Below are 20,061 nucleotides of genomic sequence, written 5' to 3' on the forward strand. Positions count from 1 at the left end.
TTTCCCCAAGGGTGTTTCGGGTGCACGGCGGGCGAGGGGGCGTGCGCCCTGGTGCGTTGATCAACCCGGAACGCCCCTATGCGCCCGCCGACGAGGAACCGGGAGGCTGTGTCGCGGCATCCCCTGGGTAGCACCGCGGTACGCAGGGTGACTAGGGGGAGGGCCATGCCTCGTTGGAGAGCGCTGTCGGACGAACTCGACCCGCAGGTGCGCGAATTCGTGGAACAGTTGCGCCGCATCGTCGAGCGCAACGGGATGAGCGTCGGCGCGGTCGCGGACCGCACCGGGTACAGCAAGACCTCCTGGGAGCGCTACCTCAACGGCCGCTTGCTGCCGCCACGTGGTGCCACCGAGGCGCTCGCGGAGGCGACGGGCACGGACGTCGGACACCTGCTGACCATCTGGGAGCTGGCCGAACGCGCCTGGAGCCGGTCCGAGCTGCGGCACGACGTGACGATGGAGGGGCTCCGGGTCGAGGCGGCGCGCGCCGCGCTGGCCGAGTACGCGCCGCCGGCCGCCACGGGGAAGCGGGGCTGGACCCTCCGCAGGGGGAAGGCGGCGGAGCCGGATGCGGGCGATGGTGAGCATGTGACATCCGGGGCGACACCCGAGGTGGCGCCAGGGGCGACACCCGAGGTGACACCCGAAGTGGCGCCGGAAGTGGCGCCGGAGCTGACGGAGTCGCAGCAGGGCCAACGGGACGGGCGAGGCGAAGCGGAGGGCCGGGACGGCCCCCAGCCCCGTACCGGCCTCCCGTCCGCGAGGGCGGCCGGCGTGGACGCCCGTGCGCAGGCGATCCCCCTGGCGGATCTGTCGGCGGACTCGTCCGCCGCTCCCTCCGTCACCCCGTCCACCGATCCGTCCACCGACGCCTCCGCGGGCCCGCCCGTCGGCCCGCCCGCAGGTGCGGCGAAGCGGCCTTCGGCCGGCCGGCGCCCGTACCCCCGTCCGTACCCCCGCTCCCACCCCCGCCCGAAGCGCCGCGCGGCGCTGCTGTTCGCGGTGGGGGCGGTCGGCGCGCTGTTCATGGTCGTCGCGGCCGTCCTGCTGCTGGGGTACGGGCCGGCCGGCGGCGCCCGGAAGGCCCCGCCGCCGGCCGCCGCGCGGGACGCCGGCAGTCCGGCCGGTCTCCCGGCGGGCGTCAGGTGCGCGGGCGGTGCGTGCACGGGCAAGGACCCCGAGAGCATGGGGTGCGGCGGCCGGCGGGCGACGACGGCGGGGTCGGCGACCGTCGGCAGCACCTACGTGGAGGTGCGCTACAGCGAGACCTGCAAGGCGGCGTGGGCCCGGATGACACAGGGCGGTCCCGGCGACACCCTGCGGGTCAGCGCGGCCTCCCATACCGGCGAGGGCCGGATAGAGCGCGGCACGGACGGCCACAGCACCATGGTCGCGGTCGCGGCTCCGGGCGAGGCCAGGGCCTGCGTGGTGCTCAGCTCCGGACGCCAGGGCTGCACGCTCCCCACGAAGCCGGGGACGGGTGGGACGAGCAGGACGGCCGGGACTGACGGTCCGAAGGGGGCCGCCGGGGCGTCTGGTGCCGCCGGGGCGGAAGAGGCTTCCGAAGCGTCACGGGAGGTGCCATAGGCCCAGGTGAGGCGTCCCACACCGGTTCGGGGGTTCCGGGCGTGCGCGGTCGGATAGCCTGGCGCCGGATCTCTTGATACCAAGAGAGGTCCGCACAACAGGGGCAGGGACACCCACCGCCAGTTTCGCAGCAGGAGATCGCCATGACCCGCACTCCCGTCAATGTCACCGTCACCGGCGCGGCCGGTCAGATCGGCTACGCGCTGCTCTTCCGCATCGCCTCCGGTCACCTCCTCGGCGCCGACGTGCCGGTCAAGCTGCGACTTCTGGAGATCCCGCAGGGTCTCAAGGCCGCCGAGGGCACCGCCATGGAGCTCGACGACTGCGCGTTCCCGCTGCTGCGCGGCATCGAGATCACCGACGACCCGAACGTGGCCTTCGACGGCGCCAACGTCGCGCTGCTCGTCGGCGCCCGCCCCCGTACCAAGGGCATGGAGCGCGGTGACCTCCTGGAGGCCAACGGCGGCATCTTCAAGCCGCAGGGCAAGGCCATCAACGACCACGCCGCGGACGACATCAAGGTCCTGGTCGTCGGCAACCCGGCCAACACCAACGCCCTCATCGCCCAGGCCGCCGCGCCGGACGTGCCGGCCGAGCGCTTCACCGCGATGACCCGCCTGGACCACAACCGCGCCATCTCGCAGCTCGCGAAGAAGACCGGCACCGCCGTCTCCGACATCAAGAAGCTGACGATCTGGGGCAACCACTCCGCCACCCAGTACCCGGACATCTTCCACGCCGAGGTCGCGGGCAAGAACGCCGCCGAGGTCGTCAACGACGAGGCGTGGCTGGCCGACACCTTCATCCCGACCGTCGCCAAGCGCGGCGCCGCCATCATCGAGGCCCGCGGCGCCTCCTCGGCCGCCTCCGCCGCCAACGCCGCCATCGACCACGTCCACACCTGGGTCAACGGCACCGCCGCGGGCGACTGGACCTCCATGGGCATCCCCTCGGACGGCTCCTACGGCGTCCCCGAGGGCCTCATCTCGTCCTTCCCGGTCACCTGCAAGGACGGCAAGTACGAGATCGTCCAGGGCCTGGAGATCAACGACTTCTCCCGCGCCCGCATCGACGCCTCCGTCAAGGAGCTCGAGGAGGAGCGGACCGCGGTGCGCGAGCTCGGTCTCCTCTGACCGGACGGGTTCTGATCGGGCGGTTCTGATCGGGCGGTTCCGATCGGACGGGCGGCCCTGCCGCCGGCGACTTCACGTCGCCGGGGCGGGGCCGCCCGTCTGCGTGAAGGGGGTTCGCGCCTCATCGACGCGGCTGAGCGGACGGGTGCCGACAGCCGTCCGCCTTTCGACGGCGGCCCCGCCTGAGCGGGCGCTCCGGTCACGTGCCACGCAGGGCGGCACGTGCGGCGGCGGCACCCCGGACGGCGGCCCCCCGCGCGGCGTCCGCCGCGGCCCGCGCCCGCTCCATCCGGCAGTCGCGGCACCACGGTTCGTCGTCCACGGGCCGGAAGAGGAACACTTGCGTGTGATCGCCCCGGCATTCGCGCATGTTCAGGGCCTTCGGCTGTGCCGGCTCGGGGGGCGGGGGCGGAGCGGGAATCGGCGGAGCTTCCGGCAGCTTGCGCAGCAGCCGGTTGCGGACGAGGGCCGCGGCGTGATGGATCCGCTCCGGCAGTCCGACGCTCAACTCCTCCCGCAGTTGAGGCGCCTTCACCCCGCGCAGCAGCCAGTCCGCCGCCAGCGGTGCGAGCTCCTTGACCTCCCGGCCGGTCAGCCGCAGCCGTGGTTCGCGGTGGGAGACGGAGGCGAGGATCAGGGCGCCGTGCTCGACGAGTTGCCCGGGCAGACATGCCGGGGGAGTCGGGCGCGGCCCGGGTGGGGGAGGCGGCGGCAGCTCCTCCGCTTCCGCTTCCGGTTCCGCCTCCGGCTCAGGCTCCGGCTGCGGAGGGGCGGGCGGAAGGGACGTGTTGCTCACCGTCTTGTCCCTAGGGTGACCACCGACCACCCGACGCCCCGGCTCACCGACGGCCGGTTCCCCGGCACTCGGCGAGCCGAGCACCCCTTCCCCGTCCCGCACGGCCCGCGCCTCCTCGGCACTCAACGGCACCGAAGCCACCAACTGCGTGGTCACCCACCGCCCGTCGGCCCCCTGCCGCCGCCACTCATGCGCGTAACCGGCCTCCTTCAACTGCGCCTTGGCCCGCTGGAACGCCCCGTTTTTGATCCCGGCCCGCCGCGCGACGTCGGAGAAGGAGACGCCGGAGGTGTCGGCGAGCGACAGCAACCAGACGAGAAGGCGTACGGCGTCCGAAGAAAGATCCGCGTGGTGAATGATGTCGTTCGATACCTGGGTGAAGCGACGCTGAGGCGCGCTAACATGGCGCATCATCCCGTGGGTCTCCTCTTTAGACCTCGGCGGTGTAGGCCCTCGCGATGTCCTGCCAGACATGCGGGGGCCGCTCCGTTTGTGGGTTTGGATTGCGCCCGAGCGTATAGGCAACTAGGGGAGCCAAGCGTCCAGTTATGACTGGCTGACATTCGAGTGGTTGCTTGGCGAGTGTCGGAGGCGTGTGAGTTACGCTGTGCGCCCCCTCCGGCCTACGCGAGCCGTTGACCCGGGTGCGCCCGCGCGGGCAAGGTCATGCAAAGCAGAGCAACCACTCGCAAGGGAGGCTGTCATGGCGTTGCACTTGGTGGGCGTCGACCCTGAAAGCGGAGGCGGTAACTGCCCCACGATCTGGGTGGACCCGGACACTCGCGATCTCGTCATCCAGGGCAGGAAGGCCGATGAACAGACCACCCGGGACTGCTTGAAGACGGGGGCGATCCCCGCGACGGAAGCGGTGGTCCGGATCCCGGCCAGTATGGTGTCGATGATGAGGGAGGCATGCGATGCCGCGGAACGTCCCGAGCTTTGACGAACTACTGGATTCGGCGCGGAGTTCGGCTCTTCACCTCGAGATGCGCGACGTCTACACGGTAGATGGAGAACAGGCATCATTCGCCGCCTGGCGCCGGGGTGAGCGGGTTGACGACCCCGAGTCGGCCCACTGGCGCGATTGGGTGGCCCTTGTCAGGCGCACCACCGGACGTGGCGTGCAGATGCGCCGTGCGCGGATCGTCTCGGTGCCTGTCACCGATTACATCCGCTATGAGCACGCGGGGACGTCCGTAGTCGTGGACGCAGGCGAGCAAGTCCGTTGGCTGGCACGGTCGGAGGCATCCGACATCGCACTGCCGGGCAACGACTTCTGGTTGATCGATGGCCGAGCGGTCCGGTTCAATGTCTTCACGGGGGACGGCGTGCCGGCGGAGCCCCAGTTCAGCGAGGACCCGCGCGTGACTCGCCTGTGCGCTGCCGCCTTCGAGGAAGTGTGGCGGCGCGCTGTGCCGCACGAGGACTACAAGGTCAGCTAGCCCCGATAACCGGACAGCCAGTTCATGTCAGAGCGCAGGCCCAGTACCGTCCAGCGGGCACGTGACTCCCTCGCGGCCAGGCTCAGGGACATCCGGCTGGACGCGGAGCTCAATGGGCGTGAACTGGCTCGCCGGTGTGGGTGGAGCGAGTCGAAGACATCACGGATCGAAAACGCCAGAACTCCCCCTTCGGACGCGGATATCCGTAAGTGGTGCACTGCGTGTCAGGCGGAAGATCAAGCTCTCGACTTGATTGCCGCGAACCGCGCAGCCGACACCATGTACGCGCAGTGGAAACGGCTCCACCGCACTGGCATTCGCCGTCATCAGGAATCGGTCATCCCGCTGTACGAGCGGACGCGTGAGTTTCGCGTGTACTGCTCCAACGTGATTCCCGGCCTCGTGCAGACGGAGGGGTACGCCATGGCGCTGCTGTCAACGATCAGCGAATTCCAAGGCACCCCGAACGACGCGCCGGAAGCCGCTGCCGCCCGGGTGGAGCGCTCCCAGGTCATTCGCCGAGGGAACCACCGCTTTGCGTTGCTCATTGAAGAGGACGTCTTGTACCGCTCCCATGGCGGGCCCGAAGTGATGGCCGGACAGCTTGGCCACCTCCTGGCGGTCATGGCGTTGCCATCGGTTTCCCTGGGAATCGTGCCTCGGACCGCTCATCGGCACATGTGGGGCCTGGAGACGTTCATGATCTTCGATGATTGCGAGGCCCAAGTCGAGCTGCTCACTGCCGAAGTAAAGATCACTGAGCCGAGTGAAATCGCCGCGTACCGCAAGGCGTTCGGGCGGCTGTCGGCCATGGCTGTCCACGGGTCCGAGGCGCGGTGCCTGGTCGGCGGGGCCATTACCGCCCTCGGGTAAGCGGGCTGCAAATACGTGCAAGGAAGTGGCTGTCGTAGCCACGGCGCATCTACGGTCCCTCGCATGGAGCTGACCGACCGATCAACCGGGAATCACGCCTGGCGCGTGGAACTCACTCCCTTCCGCCGCCCGTACCTGGACGTAGACGGAACCGTCTGCGTCCCCTTGTGGCTGTGCAGGGATGGTGAGCACATCACGGACACCACGCTGCGCCTCCGTCCGTCCGAAGCGGCCCCGTTCCGGGAACACATCGATCGTGTGCTCGGCGACGTAGGCCCCGTCGACGGAAGGAACCAGACATGAGGAGCGTCCTCGCGGACGACGGCACCCGCCTGGTCACCGTCTACAAGCGCGAGCCCGGCGTCACACCCGACAAGGCGCGGACGAAGCAGGTGCCGATCCAGGAGCTCGGCAGGCTGCGGGGGGAGTGGGTGGTGTGCAGGTGCCAGCTGTGTTGGGCGTGAGGCGGCAGATCGTCGGGGGCGCCGGGTGGGAAGTGGGTCTGGCCCGGTTGCGTGACGTGGTCACGCGGCCTCAGGTCACGTCGGCGTGGCCGGCGTTCACCTGCGTGGTCAGTCCGGCGTGAACGGCGCCGTAGCCGCTGCTCAGGCCGTTCGCGAAGGTGCTGACCCCGGACAGGCCCGCGGCTTTGGCCTCGGCGATCCGCTGGGGCAGGAGGAGCCCGTCGAGGAGGGTGAGTATCTCGGCGAATGTGGTGACCAGACGGGCGGTGGAGCTCAGTTCGGGACAGTGGGCCAGGAGGGCGTTGCGCCGGACGGCATCGTCCGCCGTGGGGCCGTCGGGATGGCGAGTGAGCCAGTCGGTGGCCTCGCGGACCGTGGGCGGCCGCGGTGGGGGTGGGCCGTCCGGGAGTAGTTCGCGCTGCTTCCATGCGGCGAGCTGGGTGTGTCCGCCGCGCTGCGGGTGCCCGGCGGCGGGAACCCGCCGGATCGTGCCGGGCGTCGTACGGGGATGGGGCGGTCCGTTCGCTCCGGGGAGGGATGGATCCATGCGCCGAGATCGGCCGACCGACGACCAGTTGGCGAGGGTTTTCGCCACCGTGCTGAAAGAGGTGCTGAGCGGCCAGGGTCTGCGGAACCACACCGGCCTCGACATGGAAACGGATGACGCGCTGTGGGAGATCGCCAAGTATGGTCCGGGGGCCCCTCCCGAACTCGTCGACGCCGCCCGTGCCGCCTTCGCCGGACAACTGGACGGCAGCAACGCCGCGCGTTGGCGCGCAGAGCTCGCGCGCAAGATCGGACCCCGCCGGCAGCCCGTCGCCGAGCCTGAGTCAGGGCCCACGGACACCGAGGCCCGCGGTGGTGCCGAGCCGCCGGTGAAGCCGCTCGGGGCGACGCCGGCCTCCGAGCGGGCGGTGCGCGTCAAAGGCGATCAGACCTCCTTGGACGAGTACGGGCGCACCTGCTACGAAGGGGAACTCTTCACCGGCGAAGTCGAGGAACTCGCGGACGACGGGCGCACCTTGCTGCTCGGCACCTACTACTTGGGCATCGAGCACGGGCGGCAGCAGGAGTGGTGGCCGGACGGGACCAAGCGGGCCGACGGCGTGACCATCATGGGGGCCGCGGTAGGTGAGTGGCGGTACTGGCACGCCAACGGCCGGCTGTCGGAGTTGGTCGTTTTCGACGAGAACGGCCGGGAGATGACGAGAAAGCGCTGGAATGCCTTGGGCGAGGTGAGCATGGATCTGTGACGCGGCGGGCCTGATCCCGAAACAGGATCACCGAAGCGCTCGCCCCCACCGGGAGGGGCCGGCCGGTGCACCTCTGTGGCAGTCGGCCGCTCCCGCGTCAACCGACGGCGCCGCCCGCACCTGGACGCCAAGTCCGGCAGACGGGCGTCCGCCACGGCCGCGGTGGACGCGGCGTGGTGCCCAAGCGCACCCCATGGGCGCGGCGACTGCCGCCGGTGCGGCGGGAAACGCGTCTGCTGCCCATCCGGCGGGGCGGAGCGCGGGCCAGTCGGCCGTCTCCGAGTCCTTCCGGCCTGACGCTCCGCGACCACGCCCCACCACCTGGGCCAGACCCTGGGAAGTGGCCCATGTTTCCCTGGCGGAAGTGGACCACTCTCTTGGGCCGGTCTGCCCCTAGTCTGATCGACGAGCGGCGTGGACGCGCCGCCTGATCAGGGGGAACGCCACCATGGGCAGCACCAGCACCAGCACCAGAACCAGCACCAGCGCCGACTTCGCCGCCGTCCTCACCCGGGCCGCCGAGGCCGAGACCGCGAGTGACCCGAGCAGCGTGATGACGCTGCTGGCGGACTCCGACACCACCGGCGGTCTGCTGACCAGCTACCGCTCGACCTTCGCCGAGGGGGCGGTCGGGGCGCCGGCGCACTTCCACACGCGTGCCGCCGAGATGTTCTTCGTCGTCGACGGCTCGCTCCGCGTGCTGGTGGACGAGGAGATCAAGGTGCTGAACAGCGGGGACTTCCTCCTCGTCCCGCCGAACACCCCGCACGCGTTCGCCGCCGCCCCGGGCCGCACGGCCGACGTCCTGTTCGCCTTCACACCCGGGATGGCGCGCTTCGACTACCTGCGGCTGCTGGGGCGGGTCATGCGCGGCGAGGCCGGTCCGGAAGAGATCAGGGAGTCCTCGGAGCGGTTCGACAACCACTACGTGGACAGCCCGGTCTGGAACGCCGCGCTCGGCGCGTGACGCCTCAGCCCTTCAGCTGGGTGAAGCGGATGCGGTTGCCGAAGGGGTCGCGGAGGCCGCAGTCCGTGCCGTACGGGCGCTCGGTCGGTTCCTCGGTGAACTCGACGCCCTGAGCCAGCAGGGTCTCGTACGTCTTGCGGCAGTCGTCCGTCGTGAGGATGAGCCAGCCGGCCATCGCGCCCTTGGTGACCAGGTCGCGGACCTGGGCGGCGGTCTCCTCGGACATGGCCGGGGCGCCCGGCTTCTCCAGCAGGATCTCGCGGTCGGGGTGGCCGGGGACGCGGACGGTGAGCCAGCGCATGAAGCCCATGTCGATGTCGGCGCCGACCTCCAGGCCGAGCTTGCCGACGTAGAAGTCGAGGGCCTCGTCCTGGTCGAGGACGAATATCTGCGAGTGCGTGATGGCGGTGAACATGCGCCTTACGTTAGTGAGCGGGCGGGGCGGAAACTTATCCGAAACTGCTCGGTTCCCAGGGTTCCCGTGAGCTCAGGCGCTCGGGCGTGTCCAGGCCATCGCGAAGCACGTCGGTACCCTCGCGGCCGACGCTTCCTTGCGGTAGGCGCGCGGGGAGCGGCCGACGATGTCGCGGAAGGTGCGGCTGAAGGTGCCCGGGCTGCCGAAGCCGACCTCGAAGCAGATGTCGGTCACGCTGCGGTCGGTGTCGCGCAGCAGGGACATGGCGCGTTCGACGCGGCGGCGCTGCAGGTAGCGGTGGGGCGTCTCGCCGAACGTGGCCCGGAAGACGCGGATGAAGTGGGCCTCCGAGACATGGGCGATCCGGGCCAGCGCCGGGACGTCCAGCGGCTGCGCGTAGGCGCGGTCCATCGCGTCCCGGGCGCGGAGCATCCGGCGGTTGGTCTCTTCGGTGGCGCGGCTCACAGGGGTATCCCACCACGTCGCCCGACGGCCGGGAGCCCGGCCCCGGCTCAGCGCACGGTCACGGGGTACGTGACCGAACGGGCGAGCTCCGGGGAGTAGCAGCCGGCCGTGCGGTCGGAGCCGCAGCGGTTGGTGAGGACGATGCGTGTGGTGCCGGTACCGACGGCCTCGAAGGTGAAGTACAGGGCGTGGCTGGAACCGATCAGCTCCTTCTCCCGCTCCGTCTGGTGGCTGCTGGTGCCGGCGGGGCGCGCGATGGCGCGGTCGGGGCCCGGGGCGGCGAGGCTCCAGTTCAGGCGCGCGGACGCGCTCTCGCGCATCGCGATCGTGAAGCGTTCCCCGTGCCGGACGGTGAGCGTGCCCTCGGTGCGGTCGCGCGGGTTCGGCCGCGCCGGGTCGTACGGCGGCATCCGGTCCTCGTGGACCGTGCCGAGCCCGGCGGGACGCTGCCGGTCGTGGTCCCCGCCTCCGACGTCGTGGCCCCCCGTGCCCTTGCCGGTGTCCCCGCAGGCGGTCAGGGCGAGGGTCAGCAGGGCCGCTTCCAGGGGCAGGAGAGCGGCGCGTCCGGAGGGTCTCTTCGTTCTGTTCACGCGGCCATGTTCGCGGGTGCGGACGGAGGGGAGCCATCCGGATCCTCCGGCGGAGGGCGATGTCAGTGGGTGGCTCTAACGTGCTGCCATGACGTCGTTCTTCACGCGCTACGCGCGGCAGGGTGAGCACGAGCAGGTCTGGAACGAGCTGCGCGGGCTCGGGCCGGTGCCCGGGGCGCTCCGGGAGGATGCGGAGGCGGTGGCCATGGCCACCATGGAGCGGGTGGCGCGGCACGTGGTCCGGCTCGCGGAGGCGCTGCCCGAGCTGGGCTTCGTCCCGGCCACGGCGGGGACAGCGCCGCACCGGCCGCCCACGGAGGGCACCCCGGCCCTCGTGCGCGCGATGGAGGAGACCGTCGGCGTGCTGCCCGCCGCGCTCAAGGCGAGCTTTTTGACCGTGGGCGACGTGTCCTTCCTCGGCGACTGCCCGGTGCTCGGGCTGCACTACCACGAGGGCCCCCTGCCCCGGACGGGCCCGCCCGGCGCCGGTTACCCCGATCCGCTGGACGTCGCGGGCGCCGAGCACCTGCGGTACGAGTGGGAGGCTTACCTGGAGGACGCCGAGGACGCCGCGGACGGCGAGGAAGAGGACGAGTTCCTCTTCTCCCTCGCGCCCGACGAGTACCACAAGGCCAACGTCAGCGGCGGCACCCACGACGTCGTCCTCCCCGACCCCCGCGCCGATCCCGAGGTGTACGGAGTGTTCGGCCGCAAGGGCATCACGCTCGTCGAGTACCTGAGGACGTCCATAGCGTGGGGCGGACTCCCCGGCTGGGAGTTCGCCCCGGGCCCGGCGCCGGACGCCCTCGGGCGGCTGGCCGTCCGCCCCGACTTCTGAGCCGTCCCGACTTCTGAGCTGCCCAAATTTCTGAGTGGCCCAGACGGAACCATCCCGATGAAACAGAGGTGCTTTGAGTGACTTAGGTCACTCTATGAGCAAAAAGAGGCATGGGTGTCCCGCATTCGGTTAGGCGCGCCCTGCTGACGGCCGAGCTCTGTGCTCCGGCGAGCTCTGTGCTCCGGCCGTCGGCGGCACCGCACGGAGATCGGAAGCAGAGGGAGAATATGTCGTCAGTCGAGACGATCCACGTGAACGGGAGGTGGCGTGCCGCCGCCTCCGGCGCTGAGCGGGAGGTGCTCGACCCGGCCGACGCCAAGGTCCTCGCCGTGGTCTCCGAAGGGGGGACGGAGGACACGGACGCCGCCGTGGCCGCCGCCCGGGCCGCGTTCGACGACGGCCCCTGGCCGGGTACGCCCGTCGCCGAGCGCGCCGCGCTGCTGCGCCGCGTCGCGGACCTGCTCCAGCGGGACCGCGAGGAGATCGCGCTCATCGAGAGCCGCGACACCGGCAAGACGCTGGAGGAGGGCCGGGTCGACGTCGACGACGTCACCAACGCCTTCCGGTACTTCGCCGACCTCGTGGTGAACGAGACCGGCGGCCGGGTCGTCGACGCGGGCAGCCCCGAGGTGCACAGCGTGGTCGTGCACGAGCCGGTCGGCGTCTGCGCGCTGATCACGCCGTGGAACTACCCGCTGCTCCAGGCCAGTTGGAAGATCGCTCCGGCGCTGGCCGCCGGCAACACCTTCGTGATCAAGCCCAGCGAGGTCACGCCGCTCTCGACCGTGCACCTGATCCGCCTCCTCGTCGAGGCCGGACTGCCCGCCGGCGCGGCCAACATCGTGACCGGCGCGGGCGACCCGGTCGGCGCCCGGCTGTCCGAGCACCCCGACGTCGACCTGGTCTCCTTCACCGGCGGCCTGGCCAGCGGCACCCGCGTGATGCGCGCCGCCGCCCCCACCGTGAAGAAGGTCGCGCTCGAACTCGGCGGCAAGAACCCCAACGTCGTCTTCGCCGACGCCTGCGCCACCGACGAGGGCTTCGACACCGCCGTCGACCAGGCCCTCAACGCCGCCTTCATCCACAGCGGCCAGGTCTGCTCGGCCGGCTCCCGGCTGATCGTCGAGGCGTCCGTCCGGGAGCGCTTCGTCGCCGAACTCGCCCGCCGCGCCGAGCGGATCCGCCTCGGCCGCGGCACCGAGCCGGGCGTCGAGTGCGGACCGCTCGTCTCCGCCGCGCAGTTGGAGAAGATCGAGGCGTACGTCGCCTCCGCGCTCGCCGAGGGCGCGGTCCTGCGCTGCGGCGGCGCCCGCCCCGAGCCCAGCGACGTCCGGCCCGCCACCGGCTACTTCTACGAGCCGACCGTCCTCGACCGCTGCACACGCGGCATGAAGGTCGTCCGCGAGGAGACCTTCGGCCCCATCCTCACCGTCGAGACCTTCCGCACCGAGGACGAGGCCGTCGCGCTCGCCAACGACACCGAGTACGGGCTCGCGGGCGCCGTCTGGACCCGGGACGCGGGCCGCGCCCGCCGGGTGGCCGGGCGGCTGCGGCACGGCACGGTGTGGATCAACGACTACCACCCCTACCTGCCGCAGGCGGAGTGGGGCGGCTTCGGCAAGTCCGGCATCGGCCGCGAGCTGGGCCCGTCCGGGCTCGCCGAATACCGGGAGGCCAAGCACATCTACCAGAACCTCGCCCCCGCGCCCGTGCGCTGGTTCGCCGGCTGACCCCGGCACCCGCGCACGGCGTACCGGCGAAGCGCCGGGCTTCGTACCGCCGCCACACCCCGGCGGTGTACGCGCCCGGCCGCCGACAAGGCCGAGACGGTCGAAAGGCCGACGAAGCCGATGAGACCGACGAGGCCGACAGGACAGAGCCCCGGCCCCGCGCGACGGAACGCACCACCACCGGAGCGCGGGACCGGCCCGTCACATCCCGGTACGCCCCGCCGAACGCCTGCCCCCGACGTTCGACCCACCCACGTCTCCCCCCCCACATCCCACCACCCACGTCTCACCCCCCACCAAGCCACGCACACAGCACGACCCAGCGCAGTACCTTCCGCGACCACTCCACCCCAGAGGAGCACCCCCGCATGCCCCCCGCAGTTGAGAAGATCACGGCTGACTACGTCGTCGTCGGCGGCGGAACCGCCGGCTCGGTCATCGCGTCCCGCCTCGTCGAGGACCCCGGCACGAGCGTCGTCGTCATCGAGGGCGGTCCCACGGACATCGACCGTCCCGACGTCCTCACCCTGCGCCGCTGGCTCGGTCTGCTCGGCGGCGAGCTCGACTACGACTACCCCACCGTCGAGCAGCCGCGCGGCAATTCGCACATCCGCCACAGCCGCGCCCGCGTGCTCGGGGGATGCTCCTCGCACAACACCCTGATCTCCTTCAAGCCGCTGCCCGGCGACTGGGACGAGTGGGCCGCCGCCGGCGCCGAGGGCTGGGACTGGGCGTCCATGGACCCGTACTTCAAGCGGCTGCGGAACAACATCGTCCCGGTCGACGAGAAGGACCGGAACGCCATCGCCCGCGACTTCGTCGAGGCCGCCCAGGAGGCCGCCGGCGTGCCGCGCGTGGCGAGCTTCAACGCGGAGCCGTTCCACGAGGGCGTCGGCTTCTTCGACCTCGCGTACCACCCCGAGAACAACAAGCGTTCCTCCGCGTCCGTCGCCTACCTCCACCCCCACATCGAGGCCGGTGACCGCCCCAACCTCCGCATCCTGCTGGAGACCTGGGTGCACAAGCTGGAGCTGGACGGCACCCGGGCGACCGGTGTCCGCGCCCGCACCCAGGACGGGCGGGAGCTGCTGGTCGAGGCCGGCCGCGAGGTGATCCTCTGCGCCGGCGCGGTCGACACGCCCCGGCTGCTGATGCACTCCGGCGTCGGCCCCAAGGCCGATCTGGAGGCGCTGGGCATCCCGGTGGTCCACGACCTGCCGGGCGTCGGCGAGAACCTGCTCGACCACCCCGAGTCGGTGATCGTCTGGGAGACGAACGGGCCGATCCCCGAGAACTCGGCGATGGACTCCGACGCGGGCCTCTTCGTCCGCCGCGACCCGGACTCGACCGGTCCGGACCTGATGTTCCATTTCTATCAAATCCCGTTCACCGACAACCCCGAGCGCCTGGGCTACGAGAAGCCCGCGCACGGCGTGTCGATGACCCCCAACATCCCCAAGCCCCGCAGCCGCGGCCGCCTCTACCTCACCAGTGCCGACCCCGAGGTCAAGCCGGCCCTGGACTTCCGTTACTTCACCGACGAGGAGGACTACGACGCGCGGACGCTCGTCGACGGCATCCGCCTCGCCCGCGAGATAGCGAAGACCGAGCCGCTGGCCGGCTGGCTCAAGCGCGAGGTCTGCCCCGGCCCGGAGATCACCTCCGACGAGGAGATCAGCGAGTACGCCCGCAAGGTCGCCCACACCGTCTACCACCCGGCCGGCACCTGCCGGATGGGCGCCGTGACCGACGACCAGGCCGTCGTCGACCCCGAGCTGCGGATCCGCGGCCTGGAGGGGGTGCGGATCGCCGACGCGTCGGTCTTCCCGACGATGACGGCGGTCAACCCGATGATCGGCGTGCTGATGGTGGGGGAGAAGTGCGCGGAACTGCTTGTGTCGGGCCCGACCGAAAGGGGTGACGGCCAGTGAGCGGAACCGACACCGTCAACCGGACGCCCGACAGCGGGTCCACGCGGCCCACCGACAACGACGCGGGGTCCTCGCGGACCGCCGCCACCGGGTCCACGCGGCCCACCGACGCGAAGCCTTCGCGGACCGCCACCGCGGAGTCCTCGCGCACCGCTGCCACCGGAGCCACGCGGTCCGCCGCCGCGGGGGCCTCGCGGCCCGCCGATGCCGGGTCCTCGCACTCGGCCGGCGCCCCGGCCGAGCGGGCGTCCGCCGCCGAGCCCGCGGACAACAGCCCCGCCGGGCAGGCCGGAAGCGCCACCGAACCGGCCGGGCACGCCGCCGGGTCCGGCGTGAAGCCCGCCACCGAGTCCGGCGCGACACCTGCCGCCGAGTCCGGCGTGAAGCCCGCCACCGAGTCCGGCGCGACACCTGCCGCCGAGTCCGGCGCGAAGCCCGCCACCGGGCCCGGCCGCACCGCGCCGGCCGAGAAGCCCGGCGGCACCGCCCCGGCCACCACCGCCGACCACGCCCCCGAGCCCGGCCGCGCCACCGCCGTCGACCGCTCCCCCGGAACCGAGCACGCCACCGGACCCGACCGCGCCCCCGAGCCCGACGGCACCGCCGCCCCGGTCTTCTCCGTCCGCAACCTGTGGAAGGTCTTCGGCCACCGCCCCGACCGCGTCCCGGGCACCGACCTGGCCGACCTCACCCCCGAGGAGCTGCGCGAGAAGGCCGGCTGCACGGTCGCCGTCCGGGACGTGTCGTTCGACGTCCGGCCGGGCGAGGTCTTCGTCGTCATGGGCCTCTCCGGCTCCGGCAAGTCCACGCTCGTCCGGTGTCTCACCCGCCTCATCGAGCCCACCAGCGGCAGCATCGCCATCGACGGCGAGGACGTCCGCTCCATGGACAAGAACGCCCTCCGCGAACTGCGCCGGCACCGCGCCGCCATGGTCTTCCAGCACTTCGGCCTGCTGCCGCACCGCACCGTGCTCGACAACGTCGCCTACGGCCTGGAGATCCAGGGCATGGCCAAGGCCGAACGCCGGGCCCGCGCCGCCGAGATGGTCGACAAGGTCGGCCTGGCCGGCATGGAGGCCCGCCGCCCCGGCCAGCTCTCCGGCGGCCAGCAGCAGCGCGTCGGCCTGGCCCGCGCCCTCGCCGCCGACCCCGAAGTCCTGCTCTTCGACGAGCCGTTCAGCGCCCTCGACCCGCTGATCCGCCGCGACATGCAGGAGGAGGTCGTCCGGCTGCACCGGGACGAGGGCCGGACCATGGTCTTCATCACCCACGACCTCTCCGAGGCGCTGCGTATCGGCGACCGCATCGCGCTGATGCGCGGTGGCCGGGTCGTGCAGTGCGGCACCCCCGAGGAGATCGTCGGCTCCCCGGCCGACGACTACGTCCGCGACTTCGTCCAGGACGTCCCCCGCGAGCAGGTCCTCACCGTCCGGCGGGCCATGCGCCCCGCCACCCTCGGCGAGGCGCGCGGTGACACCGGGCCCACCGTGACGGCCGGGACGACCGTGGCCGAGGCCATCGACGTCGTCGCCCGCGACGGCAAGGCCGCCCGCGTCCTGGACGGGGGCCGCTGCGTCGGGATCGTCGACTTCAAGTGCCTCCTGAACGTCGTCGCGGGGCTGGACGGTCCACAGCGCGGCGGACGCCTGGAGAAAGCGGCCGCATGAGCACCACCAGCACCACTCCCACCGCCACCCTCGCCACGGCCCCGGACACCGCCCGGTTCCGGGCACTCCTCCGCCGTCCGGCCGTCCGCAAGGTCCTGGCCTTGGCCGTGGCCGGGCTGGTCCTCGCCCCCTTCGCCCACGCGGCGTGGGGGAGCGGGGGCTGGCCGCACGCGCTGACGGTCTCGCTGGACGAGCCGCTGCGCTCGGCCGGCGACTGGATCGTGGACAACCGTGACAGCCACTGGCTGTTCCTGTACTTCTTCGGCCACATCAGCAACGTCATCATCGGCGCCGTGCACCTCGTCTACGTCGTGCTGCTCGCCCTCGGCTGGGCCGGCGTGACGGCCGGCGCCGCGCTGGTGGCCTGGCGCGCCGCGGGCGTCCGGGCCGCCGTGACGGCCGTGGCGTCGTTCGCCGTCTGCGGCCTGCTGGACATGTGGGTGCCGACGATGCGGACGCTCGCGCTGATGGCCGTCGCCGTCGCCGCGTCCGTCCTCGTCGGCGCGCTCCTCGGCCTCGCGGCCGGGCTGTCCGACCGGACGTTCCGCGTGCTGCGGCCCGTCCTGGACACCATGCAGGCGCTGCCCGCCTTCGCCTACCTGCTGCCCGTCGTCCTCGTCTTCGGCATCGGCGTGGCTCCCGCGGTCCTCGCCACCGTCGTCTACGCGGCGCCGCCGATGGCCCGGCTCACCGCGCTCGGCCTGCGCTCGACCGACGCCGGCGTCATGGAGGCCGTGGAGTCGCTGGGCGCGACCGGGTGGCAGCGGCTGGTGACGGCACGCCTGCCGATGGCCCGGAAGCAGCTGCTGCTGGGCCTCAACCAGACGATCATGATGGCGCTCTCGATGGCCGTCATCGCCTCCGTCATCGGCGCGGACGGCCTCGGCGACCGCGTCTACCAGGCGCTCTCCACCGTCGACGTGGGCGCCGCGCTGGCCGCCGGCATCCCGATCGTGCTGCTGGCGATCGTCCTCGACCGCACCACCTCGGGAGGCTCCGACGGCACCCCCGTCCGTCGCGGCCACCCCGCGGTCGGCTGGGCGCTCGCCGTGGCGCTGGCCGCCGGCTTCGTCCTGACCCGCTCGCACGACTGGCCGCGCGGCTGGACCGTCGCCGTCACCGAGCCCGTCAACCGGGCGAAGGACTGGATGGTCGACCACCTCTATTCGGGCATCCCGGGCATCGGCGGCACCGCCGACTGGGCGGCCCACTACACCGGCTGGGTCCTCGACCCGCTGCGCGACGGCCTCCAGGCGCTGCCCTGGTGGGGCGCCGTCCTGCTGGTCGCCGCCCTCGCCTGGACCATCGGCACCTGGCGCACCACCCTGACGGCCGTCCTGTCGCTCTCCGCGATCGGCGTGCTCGGCCGCTGGGACAGCGCCATGGACACCCTCTCGCAGGTGCTCGCCGCCGTCGCCGTGACGCTCGTCCTCGGCTTCGCCGTCGCCGTGGCGGTGGCCCGCAGCCGGCGCACCGAGCGGCTGCTGCGGCCGGTGCTGGACGTGTTCCAGACCATGCCGCAGTTCGTCTACCTCATCCCGGTGGTCGCCCTGTTCGGCGTGGGCCGGGCGCCCGCCGCCGCGGCGGCCGTCGTCTACGCGCTGCCCGCCGTCATCCGGATCGCGGGCGAGGGGCTGCGGCAGGCCGACCCGCGCGCCATGGAGTCGTCGACGTCCATGGGCGCCACCGGCCGGCAGCAGCTGCTCCAGGTCCAGTTCCCGCTGGCCCGCAACGAGCTGCTGCTCGCCGTCAACCAGGCCGTGGTCCTCGTCCTGTCGGTCGTCATCATCGGCGCCCTGGTGGGCGGCGGCGGCCTCGGCTACGAGGTGGTCTTCGGCCTCGCCCGCGGCGACCTCGCCACCGGCCTCGTCGCCGGCGCCTCGATCGCCTGCCTGGGCCTGATGCTCGACCGGGTCACCCAGCCGACGAAGGGAGCGCGTGATGCGCGGTAAGTGGATCGCCGGAGCGGCGGCCCTCGGCCTCTTGACCCTTACGGGCTGTGGCGCGGCCGACATGACCAAGCAGGGCTCGCCGTACGCCAACGCGGCCGGTACGAAGTCCGTGACGCTCTCCGTGCAGTCCTGGGTCGGCGCCCGCGCCAACACGGCCGTCGCCCAGTACCTGCTGGAGCACGAGCTCGGCTACCGCGTCGACACCGTCCAGGTCGACGAGGTCCCCGCCTGGGACGCGCTCAGCCAGGGCCGGGTGGACGCCATCATGGAGGACTGGGGCCACCCCGAGCAGGAGAAGCGGTACGTCAGCGACAAGAAGACCGTCGCGGACGGCGGCGAGCTCGGGGTCACCGGCCACATCGGCTGGTGGGTCCCCAAGTACTTCGCCGACGCCCACCCCGACGTCACCGACTGGCGGAACCTCAACAAGTACGCGGCACAGCTCCGGACCCCGGAGAGCCGCGGCAAGGGCCAGCTCCTCGACGGCTCGCCGTCGTACGTCACCCACGACAAGGCGCTGGTGAACAACCTCAAGCTCGACTACCAGGTCGTCTTCGCCGGCTCCGAGGCGGCGCAGATCACCCAGATGAAGCAGTTCGCCAAGGACCGCAAGCCGTTCCTGACCTACTGGTACGAGCCGCAGTGGCTGTTCAACGAGGTGCCGATGGTGGAGGTCAAGCTCCCCCCGTACTCGGACGCCTGTGGGACGAAGGGCGAGACGGACCCCGACTCCGTCGACTGCGCCTACCCGACCACCCCGCTGAAGAAGTTCCTCAACGCCGACTTCGCCCGCAAGGGCGGCGACGCGGCCCGCTTCCTGAAGAACTTCCGCTGGACGAAGCGGGACCAGAACGAGGTCGCCCAGCTGATGGCTGAAGACAAGCTGCCGGCCGACAAGGCGGCGGCGAAGTGGGTGAAGGCGCACCCGGAGGTGTGGAAGAAGTGGCTCTGACCCTCAGGGGGTGAGGAGCCCGGCCACGTGGTCGTACATCCCCACCAGCCACTCCGGGTCCCCGTGGTCGCGCCCCCAGAGCGCGGCCTGGACGCAGCGCAACTGCGTCCACCTGACCGTCCGTTCCCGGTCCAGCTCCGCCGCCTCGGCGAACACCGCGAGGCGGCGGAGCAGCGCCGCGTCCAGGTCCGGGGCGGTGAGCAGGTCGGCCGCCCGGCTGCGCAGGAGTGTGAACGCGTCGTAGGCCGGGTCGCCGACGAAGCCCTTCGGGTCGATGGCGAGCCACGGCTCGCGTTCGCCGCGCAGCACGTTGGCGGCGTGGAGGTCGCCGTGGACGAGCGTGTCGGGCTGGTCGGGGACCAGCTCGCGGACGGTGGCGAGCGCGGCGTCGAACACGGCGTCCGGCAGCGTTCCGCGTGCGGCATCCGCGCGGAGTTCCGCCTCCCACACCCCGGCCCGCTCGCATAGCCGGGGCAGGCCGGGCGGCGCGGGGACGGCCAGGCGCCGGGCGAGCCGGCCGGCGGCCGCCATGGCCTCGTCGGCGTCGGGGACTTCGGCGAGCGAGCCGGTGCCCGCCCGTTCCAGCAGCATCGCGAACCGCGCGTCGTCCCGTTCGAGGAGGCGGACGGCGCCGCGCCCGGCCCAGACGGCGAAGGCGTCGGGCTCGTGGACGTTCCCGGGGTGCGGGAACGACACCTTCAGCACGGCGGGCGCGCCGCCGGCCCGCCGGACGGGGACGACGACGCCGACCTGCCCGTGGACGACGGACCCGTCCCGGACGCAGCGCCACCGCCCGAGCAGCTCCTCGACGATGCCGGGCAGCCGGTCGAGCCAGGCGCGCCCGGCGTCGCCCTCCCGGCCGGCGGTCGACTGGGCGAAGGCTTCGGGTATCAGGTGCATCCGGTCACGATAACCGCCGCTCGGGGCCGTGGAGTTCGGCCCTTGCGTCGGTGGAGGGTGACCCTCGGGTGCGGGGCGCTCCGGCGACGTGACCGGTGGTCGACCG

The 20,061-nt window shown here is 72.1% G+C and carries 20 protein-coding genes and 1 pseudogene; 15 read left to right on the forward strand and 6 right to left on the reverse strand.

Translation table 11 applies throughout. The annotated features are described in order from the left end of the window. Window positions 1-165 precede the first annotated feature (165 nt). Entirely contained in the window at window positions 166-1,587 is a 1,422-nt protein-coding gene (locus tag ACH4PU_RS16320; protein ID WP_398271924.1) for a DUF2690 domain-containing protein, read from the forward strand. Between the two features lie 143 nt (window positions 1,588-1,730). Continuing rightward, on the forward strand, window positions 1,731-2,720 hold the full coding sequence (locus tag ACH4PU_RS16325) for a malate dehydrogenase (protein ID WP_185941384.1): 990 nt from the start codon (window positions 1,731-1,733) through the stop codon (window positions 2,718-2,720). Between the two features lie 199 nt (window positions 2,721-2,919). Here ACH4PU_RS16325 and ACH4PU_RS16330 read toward each other — a convergent pair whose 3' ends face one another. After that, window positions 2,920-3,930 carry a hypothetical protein gene (locus ACH4PU_RS16330; RefSeq protein ID WP_398271927.1) on the reverse strand — a complete coding sequence of 337 codons (1,011 nt, stop codon included), beginning with the start codon at window positions 3,928-3,930 and terminating at the stop codon, window positions 2,920-2,922. A gap of 289 nt (window positions 3,931-4,219) precedes the next feature. Between ACH4PU_RS16330 and ACH4PU_RS16335 the strand changes: the two genes are divergently transcribed. The 5 genes from ACH4PU_RS16335 to ACH4PU_RS16355 all read left to right on the forward strand — a co-directional run bounded on the left by ACH4PU_RS16335 (window position 4,220) and on the right by ACH4PU_RS16355 (window position 6,295). Continuing rightward, window positions 4,220-4,459 (forward strand): hypothetical protein, encoded by a 240-nt coding sequence (locus ACH4PU_RS16335; RefSeq protein WP_398271929.1) that lies wholly within the window; start codon window positions 4,220-4,222, stop codon window positions 4,457-4,459. Then, complete coding sequence (locus tag ACH4PU_RS16340; RefSeq protein ID WP_398271932.1) at window positions 4,434-4,958, forward strand: DUF6879 family protein; 525 nt, start codon at window positions 4,434-4,436, stop codon at window positions 4,956-4,958. The genes ACH4PU_RS16335 and ACH4PU_RS16340 overlap by 26 nt, the downstream gene beginning before the upstream one ends. Before the next feature lie 24 nt (window positions 4,959-4,982). Next, window positions 4,983-5,831 (forward strand): helix-turn-helix domain-containing protein, encoded by an 849-nt coding sequence (locus ACH4PU_RS16345; RefSeq protein WP_398271934.1) that lies wholly within the window; start codon window positions 4,983-4,985, stop codon window positions 5,829-5,831. 63 nt (window positions 5,832-5,894) lie between these two features. Beyond that, window positions 5,895-6,134, forward strand: a complete 240-nt coding sequence (locus ACH4PU_RS16350) for a hypothetical protein (protein ID WP_398271936.1) — start codon at window positions 5,895-5,897, stop codon at window positions 6,132-6,134. Beyond that, window positions 6,131-6,295 (forward strand): hypothetical protein, encoded by a 165-nt coding sequence (locus tag ACH4PU_RS16355; RefSeq protein WP_398271938.1) that lies wholly within the window; start codon window positions 6,131-6,133, stop codon window positions 6,293-6,295. Before ACH4PU_RS16350 ends, ACH4PU_RS16355 begins: the two co-directional genes overlap by 4 nt. A 70-nt stretch (window positions 6,296-6,365) precedes the next feature. Here ACH4PU_RS16355 and ACH4PU_RS16360 read toward each other — a convergent pair whose 3' ends face one another. Next, complete coding sequence (locus ACH4PU_RS16360; RefSeq protein ID WP_398271940.1) at window positions 6,366-6,842, reverse strand: hypothetical protein; 477 nt, start codon at window positions 6,840-6,842, stop codon at window positions 6,366-6,368. Here ACH4PU_RS16360 and ACH4PU_RS16365 point away from each other — a divergent pair. Then, window positions 6,841-7,548, forward strand: coding sequence for a toxin-antitoxin system YwqK family antitoxin (locus ACH4PU_RS16365; protein ID WP_398271942.1), 708 nt, complete (start codon window positions 6,841-6,843; stop codon window positions 7,546-7,548). The two genes, ACH4PU_RS16360 and ACH4PU_RS16365, sit on opposite strands and share 2 nt — an antisense overlap. A gap of 448 nt (window positions 7,549-7,996) precedes the next feature. Further along, entirely contained in the window at window positions 7,997-8,515 is a 519-nt protein-coding gene (locus ACH4PU_RS16370; RefSeq protein WP_398271944.1) for a cupin domain-containing protein, read from the forward strand. A gap of 4 nt (window positions 8,516-8,519) precedes the next feature. Here ACH4PU_RS16370 and ACH4PU_RS16375 read toward each other — a convergent pair whose 3' ends face one another. From ACH4PU_RS16375 to ACH4PU_RS16385, 3 genes are all read right to left on the reverse strand, one after another. After that, window positions 8,520-8,930 carry a VOC family protein gene (locus tag ACH4PU_RS16375; protein WP_398271946.1) on the reverse strand — a complete coding sequence of 137 codons (411 nt, stop codon included), beginning with the start codon at window positions 8,928-8,930 and terminating at the stop codon, window positions 8,520-8,522. A 72-nt stretch (window positions 8,931-9,002) separates the two neighbouring features. Further along, window positions 9,003-9,395 (reverse strand): helix-turn-helix domain-containing protein, encoded by a 393-nt coding sequence (locus ACH4PU_RS16380; RefSeq protein ID WP_398271949.1) that lies wholly within the window; start codon window positions 9,393-9,395, stop codon window positions 9,003-9,005. Between the two features lie 47 nt (window positions 9,396-9,442). Next, a complete protein-coding gene (locus tag ACH4PU_RS16385; RefSeq protein ID WP_398271951.1) occupies window positions 9,443-9,985 on the reverse strand; it encodes a protease inhibitor I42 family protein in 543 nt (180 codons plus the stop codon). 88 nt (window positions 9,986-10,073) lie between these two features. Here ACH4PU_RS16385 and ACH4PU_RS16390 point away from each other — a divergent pair, with 88 nt between their 5' ends. From ACH4PU_RS16390 to ACH4PU_RS16415, 6 genes and pseudogenes are all read left to right on the forward strand, one after another. Next, window positions 10,074-10,823, forward strand: coding sequence for a hypothetical protein (locus ACH4PU_RS16390; RefSeq protein ID WP_398271953.1), 750 nt, complete (start codon window positions 10,074-10,076; stop codon window positions 10,821-10,823). A gap of 227 nt (window positions 10,824-11,050) precedes the next feature. Further along, complete coding sequence (locus ACH4PU_RS16395; protein ID WP_398271955.1) at window positions 11,051-12,553, forward strand: aldehyde dehydrogenase family protein; 1,503 nt, start codon at window positions 11,051-11,053, stop codon at window positions 12,551-12,553. 368 nt (window positions 12,554-12,921) lie between these two features. Next, entirely contained in the window at window positions 12,922-14,484 is a 1,563-nt protein-coding gene (locus ACH4PU_RS16400; RefSeq protein ID WP_398271957.1) for a GMC family oxidoreductase, read from the forward strand. Window positions 14,485-15,008: 524 nt separating this feature from the next. Next, a pseudogene (locus ACH4PU_RS16405) lies at window positions 15,009-16,151 on the forward strand (glycine betaine/L-proline ABC transporter ATP-binding protein); the annotation flags it as partial. Continuing rightward, window positions 16,148-18,103, forward strand: a complete 1,956-nt coding sequence (locus ACH4PU_RS16410; protein ID WP_398271960.1) for an ABC transporter permease — start codon at window positions 16,148-16,150, stop codon at window positions 18,101-18,103. The pseudogene ACH4PU_RS16405 and the gene ACH4PU_RS16410, both read left to right, overlap by 4 nt. After that, window positions 18,093-19,055, forward strand: a complete 963-nt coding sequence (locus ACH4PU_RS16415; protein ID WP_398271962.1) for an ABC transporter substrate-binding protein — start codon at window positions 18,093-18,095, stop codon at window positions 19,053-19,055. Before ACH4PU_RS16410 ends, ACH4PU_RS16415 begins: the two co-directional genes overlap by 11 nt. A 3-nt stretch (window positions 19,056-19,058) precedes the next feature. Here the strand turns inward: ACH4PU_RS16415 and ACH4PU_RS16420 are convergent, their stop codons facing one another. Then, window positions 19,059-19,955, reverse strand: a complete 897-nt coding sequence (locus ACH4PU_RS16420; protein ID WP_398271964.1) for an aminoglycoside phosphotransferase family protein — start codon at window positions 19,953-19,955, stop codon at window positions 19,059-19,061. Between the last annotated feature and the right edge of the window lie 106 nt (window positions 19,956-20,061).

It is taken from the genome of Streptomyces sp. NPDC021100 (genome assembly GCF_044333095.1).
GTDB lineage: Bacteria > Actinomycetota > Actinomycetes > Streptomycetales > Streptomycetaceae > Streptomyces.